Below are 18518 nucleotides of genomic sequence, written 5' to 3' on the forward strand. Positions count from 1 at the left end.
TAAAAAAGCGCGCCTGCCGTACTGCCAAGCGCGCACAACAACTACATTATACCGCTATTCGTTACCTGTGATTTTGGCATGGCTACGAATAAAAGCGATCACTTTCAATACGTCATCTGGCTTCAAACCATCATCTGGTGCCATCAGACCAAAACCTTTTGCACCCATACCGCCATTTGTACCATGCCATATAGTCTCAAACATGCCTTTGTTGGTGGCATTTTTGGCATACCGGAAGTTTTCACCAATCAGGCCAGGCCCAACCGCACCTTCGCCATGACCACCATGACAAGCTACGCAGGAAAACAAGTTAAATTTCTTTTTGCCTTCCTTGATTGCATCTTCTTTGCCGATATATGGATTTTTGCCTGTGCTTAAAAATTCTTTTGCGGCTGGTGTATCGAACATTTTTGCATCGATTTGCAACGGTTGTCCATCCTGGGTAGCCTCAAATTTGATTGCCTTGATATCCTCTGTGGCTGCCTCTGATCCGGCACCGGATTGACCACCATTACTACATGCCACCAATAACGTAGCAAGAACTGACGTTAACAACAAACTTCTCATGATTGCCCCCATATGTTTACTTAGATATTCTTTGAAATTAAACAGTTTTTTATTGTTTTAATTATAGATAAAACCGACTGAATCATTGTGCCATAAAAACAAAAAACGGTCACCAAGGTGACCGTTTTAAGTTGGTATTAATTATTATTCGTTACCAGTAGCTTTAACAACGCTGTTGCTACGGATGAAAGCAATCACTTGCAGCACTTCATCTGGTTTCAAGCCATCATCTGGAGCCATCAGGCCATAGCCTTTAGCGCCCATACCACCATTAGTACCGTGCCAGATGGTTTCAAACATGCCTTTGTTAGTAGCATCTTTAGCGTAACGGAAGTTAGCACCGATCAAACCAGGACCAACTGCGCCTTCACCTTTACCACCGTGACAGGCTACACATGAATACAGGTTAAATTTCTTTTTACCCGCTTTAATGGCAGCTTCGTTGCCGATATATGGGTTTTTACCTGTCGCCAAAAACTCTTTGGCTGCATCGGTATCAAACATGGCTTTATCAATATTGATGGTAGATCCGTCTTGAGTAGCCGAAAAAGTTATATCAGCCACGGCGCCTGTTGCAAATGCCAACAGAGAAATCATTACAGCTGATTTAATTTTGTTGCCTAACATGTTGTCTCCTAATCCTAAACAAAATGAGCGGCGTTAATTAGATAACCAAATAATTAACGCATGCTCATTTAACGAATCGTTTCAGAAACGGTTGACGAATATTTCCGAATTATATTCAGAATCTTTCACGTGGCCATTTCAAAACAAGTGGTCGATTTTACTGGGTTTTTTTTCCATTGTCATTAATCGAGGCCTGTTTATAATATTTTTTCAATTCAGTGTTATTTTTTGTACACACTGTCACCTTCAACTACCGGTACGGTTGGAATCCCATAATCTTTCAGGATTGCATCAATCTTATCCTTGTTACGCTCAAGCGATTCATTGATCATCTTGATGCGGTCCTTGTCTTTCATTCTGACAGCAACAGAGATATTCCAGTATTCCTTACCTTTTAAATTAACTTTGTTGTACTCAGGAATCATGCGGATTTCCAAAGGCTCTTTAGATTGCTTTGCATAATAACCAGCAATCGGGCCCCACATAATGGCCACATCAATTTTGCCTGCTACCAAATCATCAATCATAAAGCTGGTTGGCAGGTTCAAATCGCGCTGCAAACGATATGGACGTGCATTGGTCATCAAGTTGTGATCATTTAAAGGAATAGTCGCAGGACTTTGGCCAACAATACCAATTATGCCTTTTTTAAGATCCGGGGAATCCCAGTTGGTGATATCGTAGTTGCTGTTTTTACGCCATACGAAGACATGGCCGGAACGGTAATAAGGTTTGGATGTGCGCAGGCCATCAAAATCTGAAGTCATACCGATAATGACATCACATCGCATTGCATTAATCGTATTTCGCAAAAAACCCTGACGGTTATAGGCATACTGGAAAGTCAGCTTTTTACCGAGATCGTCCGCCAACACTTTTGCAATTTTGTCTTCAAAGCCTTCCAACTTGATATTGGAGTAAGGCATATTGTCAGGATCAGAACACACCTTAAACTCTGATTCATCTGCTACCCGGCGCACTTCTCCGATACGTCCTTCATCAGGGTTGATAGAAGGAATCTCTATTTCCTCAGCTAATACTGTTGCCTGTGTTGCCCATAACAATCCAATCGCACCCAATAACTTCCATGTCATTTTCATCTTGATTTCATCCTTGTTGTAATTTCACCTGTCGCCTTTGGAGTATTTTTTGAGCTCAAAAGTTCTGCTAACGTACGACAAGAGGCATCATCTTATCTTGAATAAGTTTCTATTTGTAGCCAAAACTTACTTTAATTTCTTTTGTTATTACTAATCATGAATTTCATGAAAAAAAACACCCTGCCGAAGCAGGGTGTTTAAGGAGTCAACGTATTTCTTAAGTTAACTTGAAATAAATTTCAAATTACAGTGAGAATACATTCAATGCACCGCCACCAGGAGCAGCGTTGTATTTTGTCAACTCTTTGTAGCCACCAGCAGCACCCAGTGCGTCGGTGTCGTTAGTCATACCAAGGTTCATCGCAACACCAGCCCAACCGCCGATACCGGACAGTACGCCAACGTATTGTTTACCTTTATGACCGTAGGTGAATGCGTTACCGATTACACCTGAACCTACTTGGAATTTCCACAGTTCTTTACCATTTTGAGCATCAACAGCTTTGAACCAACGATCCAAAGTACCGTAGAACACGATATTTGTAGATGTAGTCAGAGCACCGCCCCAAGCAGAGAACTTCTCTTTGTTGTACCAAACTTTTTTGTTGGTCATTGGATCATAAGCGCCGAAGCCACCCATTACGCCGTCAGGACCAGCAAACATAGTCAATGTAGCACCAACCCATGGTTGACCTGCAACATATTTAGACTCAACTGGCTCGTATGTCATACACACGTGGTTCAATGGTGTGTACATCAAGCCTGTTTTTGGAGAGTAAGCAGCTGGCTGTTGGTCTTTAGTACCTAAAGCAGCTGGGCAAACACCCTTAGCGTTGTAGTCTTGGTGAGTAGAAGCAGTAGCCAATTTGCTTGGTACGCCTGTTTTCAGGTCAACATCAGTAGCCCAGTTCACGAATGGGTGAACTTTTTCAGCAGCAACCAATGTACCGTTACCAGCTTGCCATGTGTAGATGAAACCGTTACGGTCATGGTGCCATGCGTATGTTTTGCCACCTTTGTCGAACAGGATTACTTCGTTAATACCATCGTAGTCCCACTCATCGTGTGGAGTCATTTGCATACCCCATTTAGCCACACCAGTGTCTAAATCACGAGCAAAAATTGTCATAGACCATTTGTTATCGCCTGGACGTACATCTGGGTTCCAAACTGAAGGGTTACCAGTACCGTAGTAAACCAGGTTTGTTTTTGGATCATATGGCCACCAGCCCCATACTGAACCACCACCATGTTGCCAGCCGTCTTTAACAGCCTGTGGTTTCAACCAAGTACGTGTACCCAGTTCTTTTTCGCCTGTTTTCAGTTGGTCGTTAGGAAGTTTTTTGAAAGAACCGCCTTCTTTGTTACCACCGTTAACATCTTGGTATACAGACAGAGCGCTGTATTGTGGGTTTTCTTTGTTGAAGTCAGCACCGATCAATGACTCAGCGTCAGGACCTGATGAGTAAGCTTTCCATGCCAAAGAACCGTCTTTGATGTTGTATGCAGCGATAAAGCAACGTACGCCGAATTCAGCACCTGAACAACCGGTCAATACTTTGTCTTTGTAAACGTGTGGAGCGTTAGTGTTAGTAGCACCTACTTTTGGATCGGTGTTTTTAACATCCCAAACTTTAGCACCTGTTTTTGCATCCAAAGCGATCAAAACGCCGTCGTTTTGTTGCAGGAAGATTTTACCGTCGCCGTAGCCCAGACCGCGAGAAACGTTGTCACAGCACAAAACTGCTTGAACGCTTGGGTCTTGTTTTGGGAAATAGGACCAAACGATTTTTTGGTTATCGTTCAAATCCAGAGCGTATACGTTGTTTGGGAAAGCTGTGTGAACATACATCATGTTACCAACAACTACTGGTGAACCTTCGTGACCACGGTTTACACCAGTTGCAAATGTCCAAGCTGCTTTCAGGTTTTTTACGTTACCTTTGTTAACTTGTGACAGGTTGCTGTAACCTTGATTAGAATAGTTACCGCGTGGATGTGTCCAGTTGTTTGAATCTTTCATTGCAGCTTCTTGGTCTGCAGCGGCAAATGCGACCATTGGCAATGCTGCTACCAGGCCCAAAGCCAGTTTGATTTTGTTAACTTGCATATTGATCTCCAAAGTTGAAACTAAGGGTTTAATATAGGTACACGCTCAACTTGCATCCACTAGGATTGGCATACTAAATTGTTCGCATACTTTACACATTCTCGGCTAGGGAAAAATTCCCGACTTACTGTAGAAATTCACACTTTGCCGCATGTGAGGATTGCAATATAGAACAATTTGTTTTCAATTGCAACACTTTAGTTACAAATTGGTTACACTTTTTTCAGCTTTGATTTTGTTATTTTTTCCAACTAAAATCTCTGTGAAAAAATATTCAATAAATCATATAGTTAATTAAACAGTTGAGAAAACCAAGCAAGATGAATCTTTTAAGTCTTTATCCGGAATGCACCCCTTTCTACCATGAGCTTTTAAAAGTTAGCGATATACATTCTGTTTACGTTGAGCAATGCGGCAACCCGGACGGCGTCCCGGTTATTTTTTTGCATGGTGGGCCAGGCAGCGGATGTAACCCGGCACATCGGCGATTTTTTGACCCGGCTTATTACCGCATCATCTTATTTGATCAACGCGGTTGTGGCCGCAGCCAGCCTGCTGGCGAAACCGCAGAAAATACCACCCAGGCACTGGTTGCTGATATTGAAATCATTCGCAATCACTTGAATATCAGGCAATGGCATGTATTTGGCGGTTCATGGGGAAGCACACTGGCGCTGGCTTATGCTATCAAGCACGCTGAAAATATTATCAGCCTGGCGCTGAGAGGTATATTTTTAAGCAGACCAAAGGAAATCGAATGGTTTCTGGGCAATGTTGCGCTATTTTTCCCTGAAGCCTGGCAAACCCTGTTGCAAGATGTCCCTAGAGACCAGCAGGAAAATATCCTGGAATACTACGCAGGTCTGGTATTTCACACTGATACCTCCATTAGCATACCAGCAGCAATTCGCTGGAATGCTTTTGAAGCCAGCATTATGAGTCTGGTCCCTAAACAGGAAATTCCGAAACAACACAGTCCAACATCTGGGACCTCCATTGCAGACAGTTCAGAACAAACTGATTCAATTAAAGATAGTCCTAGTCAGGGTAATCAGTCTGTAGATGGTGCAGTCGAGTTGGCACGCGCACGCGTACAGATTCACTATATCCGGCATTTATGTTTTGTTGATGGCGATCAATTACTTCAATCGGCAGCCAAGACATTGCAAAATATACCAACCATTATCGTACAAGGCCGCTACGACATGGTGTGCCCACCGCAAACGGCCTGGGAGCTTTCCCATGTCATGCCGCAGGCGAAACTCGTAATGGTGCCTGATGCCGGCCACTCCGCCATGGAGACCGGCACTTGCCAGGCATTGCTGGCTGCGACCGAGCAGTTCAAATCACTGACGCCTTTATAACTACTGATCTAACGGACCCAATTAATGTTTAAAGCCATTGCAAAACGTGCCAAAAGTCAGTGGCTGGCACTTAAGCAATATTTTTTACCTTACATTTACTCCACTCCACTATTCGTCATCAAAACCACCTTGCAAGGAGTGAGTAAACATAGATTGATGGGCCTTTCGGCCGCACTATCGTTCTATGCACTGTTTGCACTGATACCACTGATTATTCTTATCTTCTTTTTAATCAGCCATATGGTGTACTCATCTGATTATGCGATTGTTAAACTGGCCATACTCACCAGCAATTTGTTACCGGAATTCAGCCAGCGCATCATGATTGAAGTCTATAACAACACGCAGACCAAAGCAGCATGGGGCGCAGTCGGTTTCTTTATTCTGCTATGGACCATCACGCCGCTGGCGGCCAATATGCGCTCCAGCTTTTACCTGATTGCCAGCCGGCATGATGTACCGTCGTTCTGGAACAAAAAAATCCGTGATGTACTGGCTGTATTGGGCGTATTGCTGGTTTTTTTCCTGTTTACGGCAGCTGGGTTTGTGCTGGAGTCGGTCATTGTGTTTCTTGCGGTGCATTTACCTTCTGCATTCATCAACTTTGTTGGTGGCATGCTTTCCTTATTATTGACCACGGTGTTGATTGCCGGGTTTTACCGGACATTCTGCCCGTTACATGTCCAATGGCGCCACTTGCTGATATCAGCATTCTTGACTGCCGGATTATGGTTGCTCATGCGGCCAGCATTCGGTTTATTTCTTAGTGTTAACAAGAACTTCGGTGCTGTTTTTGGCAGCATGAAAGCCATGTTTGTGTCCATCAGCTGGCTTTACCTGAACTTTGCTATTTTCCTGATCGGTTTCGAGCTGATGGTAACGCTCAGGCAAAAAGATGTGCTGCTGCTGAAAGGGTTATTTGATGACCATCCTAATCAACAACATTACCTGCAAACATTAATGCATAAATACGGTAAAACTTACTCACAAGGCAGTTGCGTGTTTAACCAGGGTGAAACAAATCATCATTACTATATGGTGGTTGAGGGTACGCTGCACCTGGTTCAACGCCAAGCGGATAATTCGGAAAAAACCATCCGCATTTTGCAATATGGTGATTTTTTTGGCGACATTGCCTTGTTTTCTGCCCAGCCGGTAACTGCCAGCGCCGTTGTTGTTTCCGAACAAGCGTCAATAATTGAGATTTATGCCGAGTCCATTGAAGATCTGTTACAGGAAGAACCGAAAATTGCGGTGCGCTTGTTAAAACAGCTATCGAATCATGCGCAAATAAACGCCACCACCCCCTAGATTCTTTCAGATCTATTTTTTATACACCAGCCATTCGGATTGGTAATTTTAGCTAGCTAAAAGATTGCAGAATTGTAAAATATGTTACAAAATTGTAACTATTTTAGGAATTTTGCATAATGGCACTTTCGCTTCCCCAGGAAATAAATGCGCTGATACAACAGCTGAATGCCAGCCAGTTTGCCCAAGTAGCAAATCGCGCCAGGCAGTTGGCTGCACAATATCCACGTGAGTTTGTATTGCACCATCTGCTCGCATTGGCATTGGATCAGAGCCAGCAATATGCAGAGGCTAAACAGGCATATGCGCACGCGCTCAAACTGCAGCCCAATCACGTTGAGCTTTGGTTTAACTATGCCATTGTCTTAACCCAGCTTGATCAACCGACAGAGGCAAAACAAGCCTATCGCAAAGCCATTTCGCTCAACCCATCTTTTTTTGAGGCGCACGGCAATCTAGGCACCTTGTTACAGAAGCAAGGCCGCCTCGATGAAGCGATTAGCTGTTATCAAGCCGGCTTGCGTATTCAACCACAGGATGCGCGCGGACATTTCAACCTGGCAACCGCTCAGCGTGACAAGGGCCAGTTAAAAGAAGCGGTAGGCAGTTACGAGCGTGCTATTGCACTATTCCCCAATTACACGGATGCCTATAACAATCTCGGGGAAACCTGGCGTGACCAAGGCGACATGGGCAAGGCGGTGCAATATTACCAACAAGCTTTGCAGCGCAATCCTGACCATGCCGGCGCCAATTACAATATGGGTGAATTTCTTTATCTGGCCAAGCGTTTTGAGGAAGCGATTCCTTACTTTGAGCGCTCCCGCCTCGATGACTGGCAATCCCGTGTGATGTATTGCCTGTACCGGGCAGAAAAATTTGATGCATTTAAACAGTTGCGTAATGAAGTCATTCAGCAAGGGCCGCACACTGCCCCATTTATTGCTACTTTGTCCACGCACTACAGCATTAATCATGGCGAAGCAGACCCTTACCAGTTTTGTCCTGATGGGTTTGAATTTGTCTACCACCGTTCAATTCCAGAACTGGCGCCTGGCAGCCGGTTGCTGGCAGAACTGCTGGACAATATTGCACAGACTGATATCGCCGAACGCAAACAAGCTCGTTTAACCAATGGCAAGCAATCAGCGGGCAATCTTTTCAAACGCCCGGAACCGGCCTTTCGGACTTTAGGTGATCTGGTTAAACGCGAATTTAGTCACTATCAGCAACAATTTCAAAAAGCTGACTGCGCCCTCATCACGCATTTCCCCGAGACACTGGAATTTACCAGCTCGTGGTATGTCAGCATGCAAAAAGGCGGTCACCTGGATGCGCATATCCACGAAATTGGCTGGATAAGTGGCGCAGTTTACCTTGCGATGCCCGAAACAGACGATCCCAAAGAAGGCGCTTTTGAATATGGCACGCATGGGGACGGTTACCCGAAACTACACGACAATTTCCCGACCAATTTCATCAAGCCCAGGGTGGGCGATATTGTGCTGTTTCCTTCTTCCCTGTTTCACAGGACCATTCCATTCAATGCAGACGCACAGCGCATCTGCGTAGCCTTTGACCTAAAACCCGCAACCGTTCTGCAAACCGCCCGCAGTCAATACTGACTTCGGTATCCCTTACATCAACATCCATTCCCCGGCTTTTAGCCAGTATTCAATAAGTTGCTTATCAAATGCATACAGAATTTATCAGTTTTTTGGATTGTAGATTTTGTGCTACAAGGTATGATGTTTCCTATTAAGTGCTGATTGTCTGCATGTTTTCTTAAGTGTATGGTCAATAGCTCTCGCCGATAACATCACATGGGAGTTCAGCCTGGAAATGAAACCAACCCTTTGCAGGAAGACGCAACCATTGAACCTTGTGATTTCACTGACTCCCAGCGTTGAATCCCGCCTCGAAGAATTGGAAGCAAGCAGCCGGGTAAACGTCCGCATTGGCAATTCCCTTGCCCGTCACATAAGTGTTCTTCGCATCTGGTTACTTTTCACACTAAGCCTTGCAACAGCCAGCGTAAGCTGGGCGGCCTCTGCGCCGCAAGACATGCGCGAAATCACCAGTGAGCTGATTTATAACTTCGCCCTGCTTAGCCAGACACCCAATCGCACATTGCAGGATGCTTATAATATATGCGCTTTCGAAGAGGATATCGGCTACCTGCAATCAAGCACTTTACAATCGCAAAAGTTACAGAACTTGCAGGTCTCTTTGCTCCCTCTTAAAACAATCGCTGACGTTAAACGCTGCAATCTGCTGTATATTCAAGACTTTGTTGTTCAAAAGCCGCTTGAATTACAACAGTCCATCCAAAAAGACGTGGTGCTCACGGTCGTGCACAGTGGAAATAAGTTTGCCGATTATAGCCATGTGGTGATTAGTGCCCAGGATAAGCGTTACCAGTTTGATTTGCGGATACAACCGGCAAAACAGGCGGGAATTATGTTTGATGCACGGCTGTTGAAACTGGCCACTAATATTATTAACGATTAATTGTGTATGTTAAGACTGTTCCGTAACCTGAAAATTGCCGAGAAATTACTGCTGACCGAACTGGCAATGACGTTGAGCATGCTGTTGGTTTTTAGCATATTCGCCCTGGGCAATCATTACCACGACCTCCGCACGCATTTGATTCAAAACATTCTGGTGCAAATGAATGTGGTTGCCACCTCGATTGGCCCAGCAGTCATGTTTGATGAATTGAGTTCAGCAGCAAAAACGCTTGAACCGCTGTCAGACAACGAGAACATCCGCACCATCGTGGTCCTGAACCAGCAGCAGCAAACGCTGGAAAGCCTGCATCCGTTGCATGCCCCTATCACTTCCGCCTGGCAATGGTTATATCCTTTTTTTGGCGACATGGAGCTCACTGCACCTATTATCGTCAATGAGAAAGCCGTCGGTACGTTACGCGCCATTATCAAGCAAGAGCAGATTGTCGATATGCTGATTGGCTTCGCCTGGTCGAATACCATTGCCGCGATTGCTGCTGCACTATTCGGTTATTTTGTCATGTGGCGTTTGAATCGATACATCGTCGGGCCGATTCACAACCTGCAAACCTTCGTCAGTAACATTACCCAAAATCATCATTACGAGCAGCGCATCTACACCAACAGCAATGATGAAATTGGCCTGTTGGGCAAAGATATTAACAATATGCTCGAAAGCATAAGCCAGCGCGATGCGCAATTGCAGAAAGAGTTGGATCACCGAAAGGAGATCGAAGAAAAACTGCAGTTTTTGGCGCACTACGATAAAGGTACCCTGCTGCTCAATCGCCATGCGTTTGAAGAAATCATCACCAAAAAAATCACCAGCCCGATTGATGAGCGCAAACACATTTACCTGCTGCTGCTGGATCTGGACCGTTTCAAAATCGTCAATGATACTTTTGGCCATAATACAGGCGACAAACTTTTACAACAGGTTGCTCACAGGCTGCGTGGCAACATGTCACAGGAAGATGCCATTTTCAGGCTGGGCGGTGACGAGTTTGCGGTGATTCTTGATGCACCTAAACGCACTACCATAGAACAAGTCTGTAAACGGGTTATCCAGAATATTTCGACGCCCTTCATTGTCGATGACCACGAAATTCACATAGGCGTAAGTATAGGCGTTGCCACCTTAAGGCCTGGTTTTGACTCTAAAACTGAAGTGATGAAAAATGCTGACATAGCGCTCTACCAGGCCAAAGACGCTGGCCGTAATACTTACCGTTTTTACAGCGATGAAGATGAAACCAATACTTCCGAGCTGCGCACACTCCGTGAGGAACTGCATTTTTCCCTGCAAAACCAGGAACTGGAGCTGTTCTATCAACCCATCATTCATACCCAGCACCTGAAAACCATAGGCTTTGAAGCACTGCTCAGATGGCGTCACCCGACCAGGGGCTTGCTGGCACCAGACCAGTTCATACATTTGGCTGAAGGCTCAGGACTGATCATCAGCATTGGCGCCTGGGTCATTCACCAGTCATTAAGACAGCTGGCAATGTGGCAACAAATGTTCGATAAAGAGCTGTTCATGAACGTCAATATTTCATCCCGCCAATTGGATGATGACAGTTTGTCAGGGACTATCCGCCACGCACTGGAGCATTATCATATCGCGCCACGCACCCTTAATCTGGAAATCACCGAATCAATGGTGATGCGTAACATTGAAGCGGCCAAACATATCCTCTATGCACTCAAGCAATTAGGCATAGGCATTGCCATTGATGACTTTGGTATCGGCCACTCGTCAATGAATTACCTGAAACAGCTGCCAGTAGATATTCTAAAAATTGACAAACAATTTACCAGCGGCATCCCGCATGACAAAGTGGATATTGCGATTGTAGATGCTCTGGTGGCACTGGCTGTCAGCCTGAATCTGAAAGTGGTGGCCGAAGGCGTAGAAAGCGCCATCCAGTTTGAATACCTGCAATACAAGCTCTGCCATCACGTACAAGGCTATTTATTTAGTGCCGCACTCTCTGCCAGCCAAACCACTGCATTCATGGCTGAGTTTCCAGAAAGTATTCCGGCCAGTTTCCGCAAAGCCGTTCAGCAAGAAACATAATATTGTTGTTGAGAATTAAAAATACATACTAGCTTTAGGGGGTTTCATGTCACGCTTTTCATCGCCATTGATGGTTGGCATTTTATTATCGGCTCATCAACTTACAAGCCATGCAGCTGGCTTTGCCCTATCCGAACAAAGTGGTAGCGGCATGGGCAATGCTTACGCAGGCGCCGCAGCTGTTGCTGAAGATGCCAGCACTATCTATTTCAATCCGGCCGGGATGACCTATATTCAGGGCAGTCAGCTGGTCGGTGCCTTGCATACGATTAAAACCTCGGGCGACTTTCACAATCAAGGAAGTTCAGTCGCTGGCAATGAAGGCGGGGATTTTGGTAGCTGGGCTTTTTTACCCAACATCTACTACAAACAAGACCTGACCGAACAACTTAAATTCGGCATTGGGGTGGGCACACCGTTTGGCTTGAAAACTGAATATGACAGAAACTGGCTTGGACGTTTCCAGGCAGTGAAGTCCGAGCTCAAAACCATCAATATAAACCCGTCACTGGCGTGGAAAGTAAATGAACAATGGTCGCTTGGCTTCGGTATTTCAGCCATGTGGGCAGAGGCTGAACTGACCAGCTCCGCGAATTTAGGTCTGCTTGGCACAACCACTGTTAAAAACAAGGGTGATGACTGGGGATTTGGTTACAATCTGGGCGCTATTTACCAGGCCACACCTGACACCCGTTTCGGGGTAGCTTACCGCTCTAAAGTGGAACAGCATTTAAAAGGTGATGTACGTTCCCCATTCACCCAGGCGAACGGCGTTCCGGGATCTACATTGAACACAGATATCTCCGCAGACCTCACACTCCCGGAAACATTCTCCTTTAGTGCGTTTAGCCATTTGAACGATAAATGGGAATTGCTGACTGATATCACCTGGACGCGCTGGAGCCAGTTTAAAGAACTGAAAATCGTGCGTGAAAATGGGAGCAATACCACAGTAGGCCCCGCCATCACCGAACATTGGAACAACGTATTGCGCTACTCAGTTGGCTTGAATTACCTCTACTCTGACACGGTTAAACTGCGCACCGGCCTGGCTTATGATGATGAAGCGATTGATAATGAGCACCGCACCGCACGCATCCCGGGCAATGACCGTATCTGGCTTTCTCTAGGCGCAAGCTGGCAATATACTCCCCAGACCAAACTGGATATCGGCTACACACATTTGTTTATCAAAGATGCGCGCATTAACGATGATCAGCGTCCCACAAGAGGGTTGATCGCAGGTAAATATGAAGGCAGCGCTGATATCTTAAGCCTGCAATTTGCCTATAATTTCTAGCTGATCCACTGCTGTTTACACAAGCCGTGCTTTTGAAAAGCACGGCTTTTTCTTTCCCTTGCAGCGCCCACTTCAACTAGTCAGGTTGATGTAAGCCTGCTGTCATCTAACATTCACACACAAAACCGAGAATTGCTGCTTTGCAATAACCCGCAACATCGCTTTCAAGGATAATGGATGACCATCAAGCATTTTTTCACATTCGCATTACTGCCACTTGCCATACACCAGGCATTTGCCGCCGAGGCACTAAGCCCCGCAGACCAGCCTACGACAGTTTCACAAGAATCCCCTTCATTCCTGACACGTTTTATGAATGACGATAATCCGTTCAGGATCAATTTTGACCTCGGTGATCATCCCTCTTATTTCCAGGTATATGGCCTGGTTGATATTGGCCTGACCCATATCAACCATTCTTTACCCGAGAGCTACGAATTAGCGAATAACTTTTATCCTTACGCGGGTGCAAAAAAGACACCCAGAACCACTTCAAGAACCAACTGGGTGAATGGTGGCTGGCAAGGCTCACGCTTGGGCTTTAAGGGTGAAGTCGCCAAACTGCAGGCATGGGATCATGACTTTAAATTCATCTATCAATTTGAAGCCGGTTTTAATACGCTGGATATGAAACTGCACGATGCTGCACAAACATTGGCAGACAACTCCGGTACTAATGCCAACTCCAGCGTCAGCACCAACTCATCCATGAACGGTGAACTGTTCACCCGCCAAGCCTGGGCAGGGATAGACGGTGGTTCATTGGGTAAACTGACCTATGGTACCCAGTACAACCCGTTCTTTGAAATTACAGTCACTTATGACCCAAACGGCAAAGCAGACAGTTTTTCACCATTAGGTGAAAGTGGGACGGTTGGCGGTGGCGGTGGTGTCTCAGAAAACTCGCGTATGAAAAACTCTATCAGATACGCCAACGTGTATGAGTTGGAAGATCATGACAAAATCAATTATGCAGTGATCAACCAGTTCGGAAACTCGGCAGGCACCTCGCACGGCAACGGCTTTACAACGCAACTAGGCTACGAAAGCAGTGCGTTCGGCGTCCAGTTTGCCTATGATAAGTTTTTCGACTCGGTAAGGTCCGGCACAGCGGCGCCTGGCAATCCTTTAGCGAATGACACCATTGCCGTAGCCCTGCTTAACACTGAAGCCGCATTGCTGACCGGCAGATGGTCACCCACCAAAGACCTGAAAATCATCGGCGGCATGGAGTGGTATCAGTTAAAACCATCATCAACGCCTAGCATCAGTTATCACAACCTATATGATCAAACCGTATTTGGCGGCGTTGCCACCTCCTCATTACGTCCAGGTTTTAAACAGGATAATCATGTTTATTACCTAGGTGCCAATTTTGACTTTGCGCAACGTGTGCCTGCACTGGCCGGCCTGACAACCTCTATCGGTTTCTATGAAACCAAGGCAGATGCCATTGAAGGACCGACAATTTCAACTAACTCGCAGGGCAAAATCGACACCTGGACGGCGATGGCTGACTACCGGTTCAACAAACGCTTTGATACGTATGTGGCTTACACCACCAACCACTTCTCAGGTGACAAATACCCGAGCGCCACCACCTACCGTGATGTCAACAGCGTAGGTGCAGGTCTGCGCCTCAAGTTTTAAAACGGCGCCAGAAACAAAAAGACTCAAGCAAAGCTTGAGTCTTTTTTATGTCCGTCAGCTGATGGCTATCAGGATTTATTAGAAGCACGCTTGCGCGTGAACATACCAACCACAGCCAATCCTGCCAATAACATCACATAGGACTCTGGCTCAGGTACGGGCATAACCGTCAGCCCTGCAACTTCAGTCGCTTTAAACATACCGTTCACATTGACTTGTGTATTGGTGTTCCAGCTTTTGCCAATCACGTTACCGTTGATTGCAGTGTAGCCACCGGTAATATCTGCCAGCGGCGCAAGTATGCTGCCTGTCGCGCCAGAGCCGGTATTTAATTCAGTTGCCTGGTAGAAGTTATAAATGACATTGAAACCATATTTGCCAAAATCGGTGCCCGTGCCACCATCAAATTTCAGGCTAGTGCCGGAAATATTCAGGATGATGGTTTGGCCGTTGGAGAAACCGCTAAAAGTCGTATTGTTTCTGGAGTTAAAAAAGCTGCCATCAATATCAAAAATCTGTGCATCGGTACTATTGCTGGCGGTTAATTGCATGCCAGAGTAGTCGTAGGTAGCAGACCCGGTATTGGCCAGGCCATCGAGACTGACTGACAGATTTTGCAGGTAGGTGCGCTCATTGGCAAAATTGATAGGGTTGTTATTAGTATAAGCCCCGGTAAAGCCAAAGCTCGAAGTGCTTGAAGCGCCGGCCGTATCAATATTACCGTTCTTGACGCTGCCACTGTTGAATGTCACATTTTTAGCGACGACCAACGCATTGCCAGCAACCGCCTTATTGAGCTCATTTACCGCGTAATTGGAAACATTAAAGTTGCCACCAACGGCTACTGCACCTTCAACATCGCTATTACTGCTGCTAAAATTTTCAAACACAAACAAGTTAAATTTTCCGGCGACACCCAAGTCCAGAATACTGGCAGATGCGCTCAATGCCTGTATTGACATTGCGGTAATGATGAAGCTTTTTACGATTAATTTCATATTCTTTTTCAGTGGATTTCTTCAAGTGATTGTAAGCAATCCGGCATACTAGAGAATCATGAATCATTAAGCATGAGTTTTTAACTTATTTTACCTAGCGATCATTACCGCAGGCTGTCGCAAGCGCCCAATAACAATTGTCCTGAGTCGCCTTTTTGAACTTAGGTGGTTTAATAAGCTTAATTAGAATTAACGGCTTCTGCTTTTAGCAACTGCTCGAAGGCCTCTGCCGGAATCGGCGGTGAATAGAAAAATCCCTGGGCGAAATCACAATGGATATCATGCAGCAAGTCACGCTGCATGGCTGTCTCCACCCCTTCAGCAATCACTTTCAGCCCAAGCTTATGAGCCATGACTATAATCGCTTCGCAGAGCACATAACTTTCATTGCCTTCGTTCAGGTTAGAGGTGAACGACTGGTCGATTTTAAGGTAATCAATATCAAACTTGCTCAGGTAAGACAGCGATGAATAACCGGTACCAAAATCGTCAATCGCGACCTGGATGCCCTTATCCCGGAAATGTAGCAAGCGCTGTTCTACAATAGGATCAGGATCCAATAATAGCCCTTCAGTGATTTCGACAACAATGCGTTTACCATCCACACCCAGGGTTTGCAGAAGCTGTATCCAATCGTCACTGATTGTTGAGGGGTCGATAAACTGCATCGGTGATTTGTTGACACTAATGGCGAATTCGTCGCCTGCCAGTGACTGCCATCTCAGTGCATTTTGCGCAGCCTGCCTGAATATCCAGTCACCCATCCTGCTAATCTCGCCGGTTTCTTCGGCGACCGGAATAAACAGTGTCGGGCTGATCAATCCGCGTGTAGGGTGCTGCCAGCGCATCAATGTCTCGGCTTTGACGATTTTGCCGGTGCGCATGCAAATAATTGGCTGGTAATAATCACGCAACTCATTATTTTCAACCGCAGTGCGTAAATCCCTGGCCAGCGAGGTGCGCTGGGCTAGTGCGTCGCGGATTGCCAGTGAGAAATAGCGTACATTGTTCCGGCCGCGGCTTTTGGCTTCATACATGGCCTGGTCAGAATGCTTGATCATTTCCTCAGCATTCACTGCATCGTCCGGAAACTGGCTGATGCCTATGCTTGCGGTAACGAATATGCGCTCGCCACTCAGAATATAAGAATGTGAAATATCCTGCAGCAGCTGGGTACACAGTGTTTGTAAATCGCCAGTTTCCTCCGGCACAATCACGGCAAACTCATCGCCGCCCAAACGGGCGACGGTCGCAGAATCGGGCAGGTTGTGTTGAATGCGGCGGCCAACTTCAATCAGTAATTCATCGCCAGTATGGTGACCCAGTGTATCGTTAATATCCTTAAATTGATCGAGATCGAGAAACAAAAGAGTTAAGCGGCGTTGCTTCACAGTGGCTTCCTGAATCGCTTCTACCAATCGCTGCTGGAAATAGTGCCGGTTAGGTAATTGTGTCAGGCTGTCATAGTTTGCCTGACGCCAGATAACCTCTTCTGCCGCTTTCTTTTCAGTAATATCAAAATGGGTACCGTGCATCACCAGCGGCTCACCGGCTGGTGTGCGTGAGATCAGGCTACCGCGGTCAGAAACCCATATCCAGTGGCCATCTTTATGGCGCATCCTGATATCGCACTCATAAAAATCAATCTCATTATTTAGATGACGATCAATCAATTGCATGGCGTTTTGCAAATCATCCGGATGCATCAATGACGTAGCCACTTCAAGCGTGAGTGGCTGCAACTCTTCAAGGGTATAGCCAACAATTTCCGCCCAGCGTGCATTAAAGTGGCACTCGTTGGTTTGCAAGTTCCACTCCCAGGTAGCTGCCCTGGTGGCATCAATAATCTGGGTCAGCCGCAAGCGCTGGTTTTCAATCTCTTCACTTTTACTTTGAATCTCTGCGGTCTTGCGTCTGACTGCCACGCGCAATGTATAAATCAGCAGCAGCAACACGACAGCGATCACCAATACCAGTGCCACGGCCACAATTGCCTGCTTGGAATAAGCGTTGCGCGGTATATGACGGCCTTTCCATTTGGATTCGATGGCTGCCATCTCATCTGCAGAGATGCTTGCAGCACCCTGTTCTACTAGCGCCAGTATCGGTGTATTTTCTTTTTTGACCGCACGGTGAAACTGGCCCTGATAAATGGTAAATGCACGCAGAATACTGGTCTCCGCACCAAGCTTGTATAAATAATAGCGGGCAGGATAATCATCCATGCAAGTGATCATGACTTGTTGCTTTAGGGTCGCCTGAATAATCTCGTCATAAGAGTTATATACCCGGAAAGATTTAACCCCGGCCTCTTTCAATTTATAAATGCAGGCATCGCCTTTTTGCACGCCAACGGTAAACCCGGCCAATGAGTCCGCAGAGATTAAACCGGTCATACTTTCATGGGCATAAATGCCTATCGGCAAGGTTGCATAAGGTGCTGAAAATGCATAAGTCATCTCACGCTCGGGGTTGCGATAAATCATCTCGATGACATCGGCATGACCACTCAGCAATTGCTGTTGAGCCATTTCCCAGCGGGTTGAAATTAACGTGACACTGATGCCGGTTTTTTTCTCCCACAGTTTCCAGTAATCGGCGAGTATGCCGACCGTATTTCCACGGTCATCTTTGAATAAGTACGGGGGGTAATTGTCATCACTGATGACAGTGATGGCGTTAGGAGGCGCGGCTATTGCCTGGCACGTGGCCGCCAGGCTTATGACAAGGATGATTGAATATTGAATGAATTTCCACATGGCGAATAGGAGTGACCACTTACATCAATTCATCTTTCGTCACATGAAGAAACTGTTATTAAGGTTTTTAACGATTATGAATGATAAGAAAAATTAATACCATCTTCCATACAATTAAATTAATAATAATGGTGACAAT

13 protein-coding genes are annotated in these 18518 nt (G+C 45.9%); 7 read left to right on the forward strand and 6 right to left on the reverse strand.

Translation table 11 applies throughout. The features are described 5' to 3' along the window. Positions 1-54: 54 nt before the first annotated feature. From LPA26_RS12315 to LPA26_RS12330, 4 genes are all read right to left on the reverse strand, one after another. Positions 55-567, reverse strand: a complete 513-nt coding sequence (locus tag LPA26_RS12315; RefSeq protein WP_229008565.1) for a cytochrome c — start codon at positions 565-567, stop codon at positions 55-57. Positions 568-711: 144 nt separating this feature from the next. After that, positions 712-1194 carry a cytochrome c gene (locus tag LPA26_RS12320; RefSeq protein ID WP_055828306.1) on the reverse strand — a complete coding sequence of 161 codons (483 nt, stop codon included), beginning with the start codon at positions 1192-1194 and terminating at the stop codon, positions 712-714. A 221-nt stretch (positions 1195-1415) separates the two neighbouring features. After that, on the reverse strand, positions 1416-2294 hold the full coding sequence (locus LPA26_RS12325) for a quinoprotein dehydrogenase-associated putative ABC transporter substrate-binding protein (protein WP_055869729.1): 879 nt from the start codon (positions 2292-2294) through the stop codon (positions 1416-1418). Positions 2295-2538: 244 nt separating this feature from the next. Further along, the gene (locus LPA26_RS12330) at positions 2539-4404 is read right to left on the reverse strand and encodes a PQQ-dependent dehydrogenase, methanol/ethanol family (RefSeq protein ID WP_229008566.1); all 1866 of its coding nucleotides are present in this window, start codon (positions 4402-4404) and stop codon (positions 2539-2541) included. Positions 4405-4724: 320 nt separating this feature from the next. Between LPA26_RS12330 and pip the strand changes: the two genes are divergently transcribed. The 7 genes from pip (at position 4725) to LPA26_RS12365 (ending at position 14622) form a co-directional block, all read left to right on the forward strand. Further along, a complete protein-coding gene (gene pip, locus LPA26_RS12335) occupies positions 4725-5768 on the forward strand; it encodes a prolyl aminopeptidase (protein WP_229008567.1) in 1044 nt (347 codons plus the stop codon). Between the two features lie 24 nt (positions 5769-5792). After that, on the forward strand, positions 5793-7079 hold the full coding sequence (locus tag LPA26_RS12340) for a YhjD/YihY/BrkB family envelope integrity protein (protein ID WP_229008568.1): 1287 nt from the start codon (positions 5793-5795) through the stop codon (positions 7077-7079). A gap of 119 nt (positions 7080-7198) precedes the next feature. Continuing rightward, positions 7199-8704, forward strand: coding sequence for a tetratricopeptide repeat protein (locus LPA26_RS12345; RefSeq protein ID WP_229008569.1), 1506 nt, complete (start codon positions 7199-7201; stop codon positions 8702-8704). A 217-nt stretch (positions 8705-8921) separates the two neighbouring features. Next, complete coding sequence (locus LPA26_RS12350) at positions 8922-9590, forward strand: YfiR family protein (protein ID WP_229008570.1); 669 nt, start codon at positions 8922-8924, stop codon at positions 9588-9590. A gap of 6 nt (positions 9591-9596) precedes the next feature. Next, positions 9597-11672 carry a bifunctional diguanylate cyclase/phosphodiesterase gene (locus LPA26_RS12355; RefSeq protein ID WP_229008571.1) on the forward strand — a complete coding sequence of 692 codons (2076 nt, stop codon included), beginning with the start codon at positions 9597-9599 and terminating at the stop codon, positions 11670-11672. 46 nt (positions 11673-11718) lie between these two features. Continuing rightward, positions 11719-12972, forward strand: coding sequence for an OmpP1/FadL family transporter (locus LPA26_RS12360; protein ID WP_229008572.1), 1254 nt, complete (start codon positions 11719-11721; stop codon positions 12970-12972). A 177-nt stretch (positions 12973-13149) separates the two neighbouring features. Next, positions 13150-14622, forward strand: a complete 1473-nt coding sequence (locus tag LPA26_RS12365; RefSeq protein WP_229008573.1) for a porin — start codon at positions 13150-13152, stop codon at positions 14620-14622. 68 nt (positions 14623-14690) lie between these two features. Here the strand turns inward: LPA26_RS12365 and LPA26_RS12370 are convergent, their stop codons facing one another. Together LPA26_RS12370 and LPA26_RS12375 are read right to left on the reverse strand one after the other, a co-directional pair. Continuing rightward, positions 14691-15620 (reverse strand): choice-of-anchor A family protein, encoded by a 930-nt coding sequence (locus tag LPA26_RS12370; protein WP_229008574.1) that lies wholly within the window; start codon positions 15618-15620, stop codon positions 14691-14693. A 179-nt stretch (positions 15621-15799) separates the two neighbouring features. Further along, complete coding sequence (locus LPA26_RS12375; RefSeq protein ID WP_229008575.1) at positions 15800-18379, reverse strand: EAL domain-containing protein; 2580 nt, start codon at positions 18377-18379, stop codon at positions 15800-15802. Positions 18380-18518 lie beyond the last annotated feature (139 nt).

Source organism: Methylophilus sp. Leaf408, assembly GCF_916856905.1.
Classification (GTDB): Bacteria; Pseudomonadota; Gammaproteobacteria; order Burkholderiales; family Methylophilaceae; genus Methylophilus.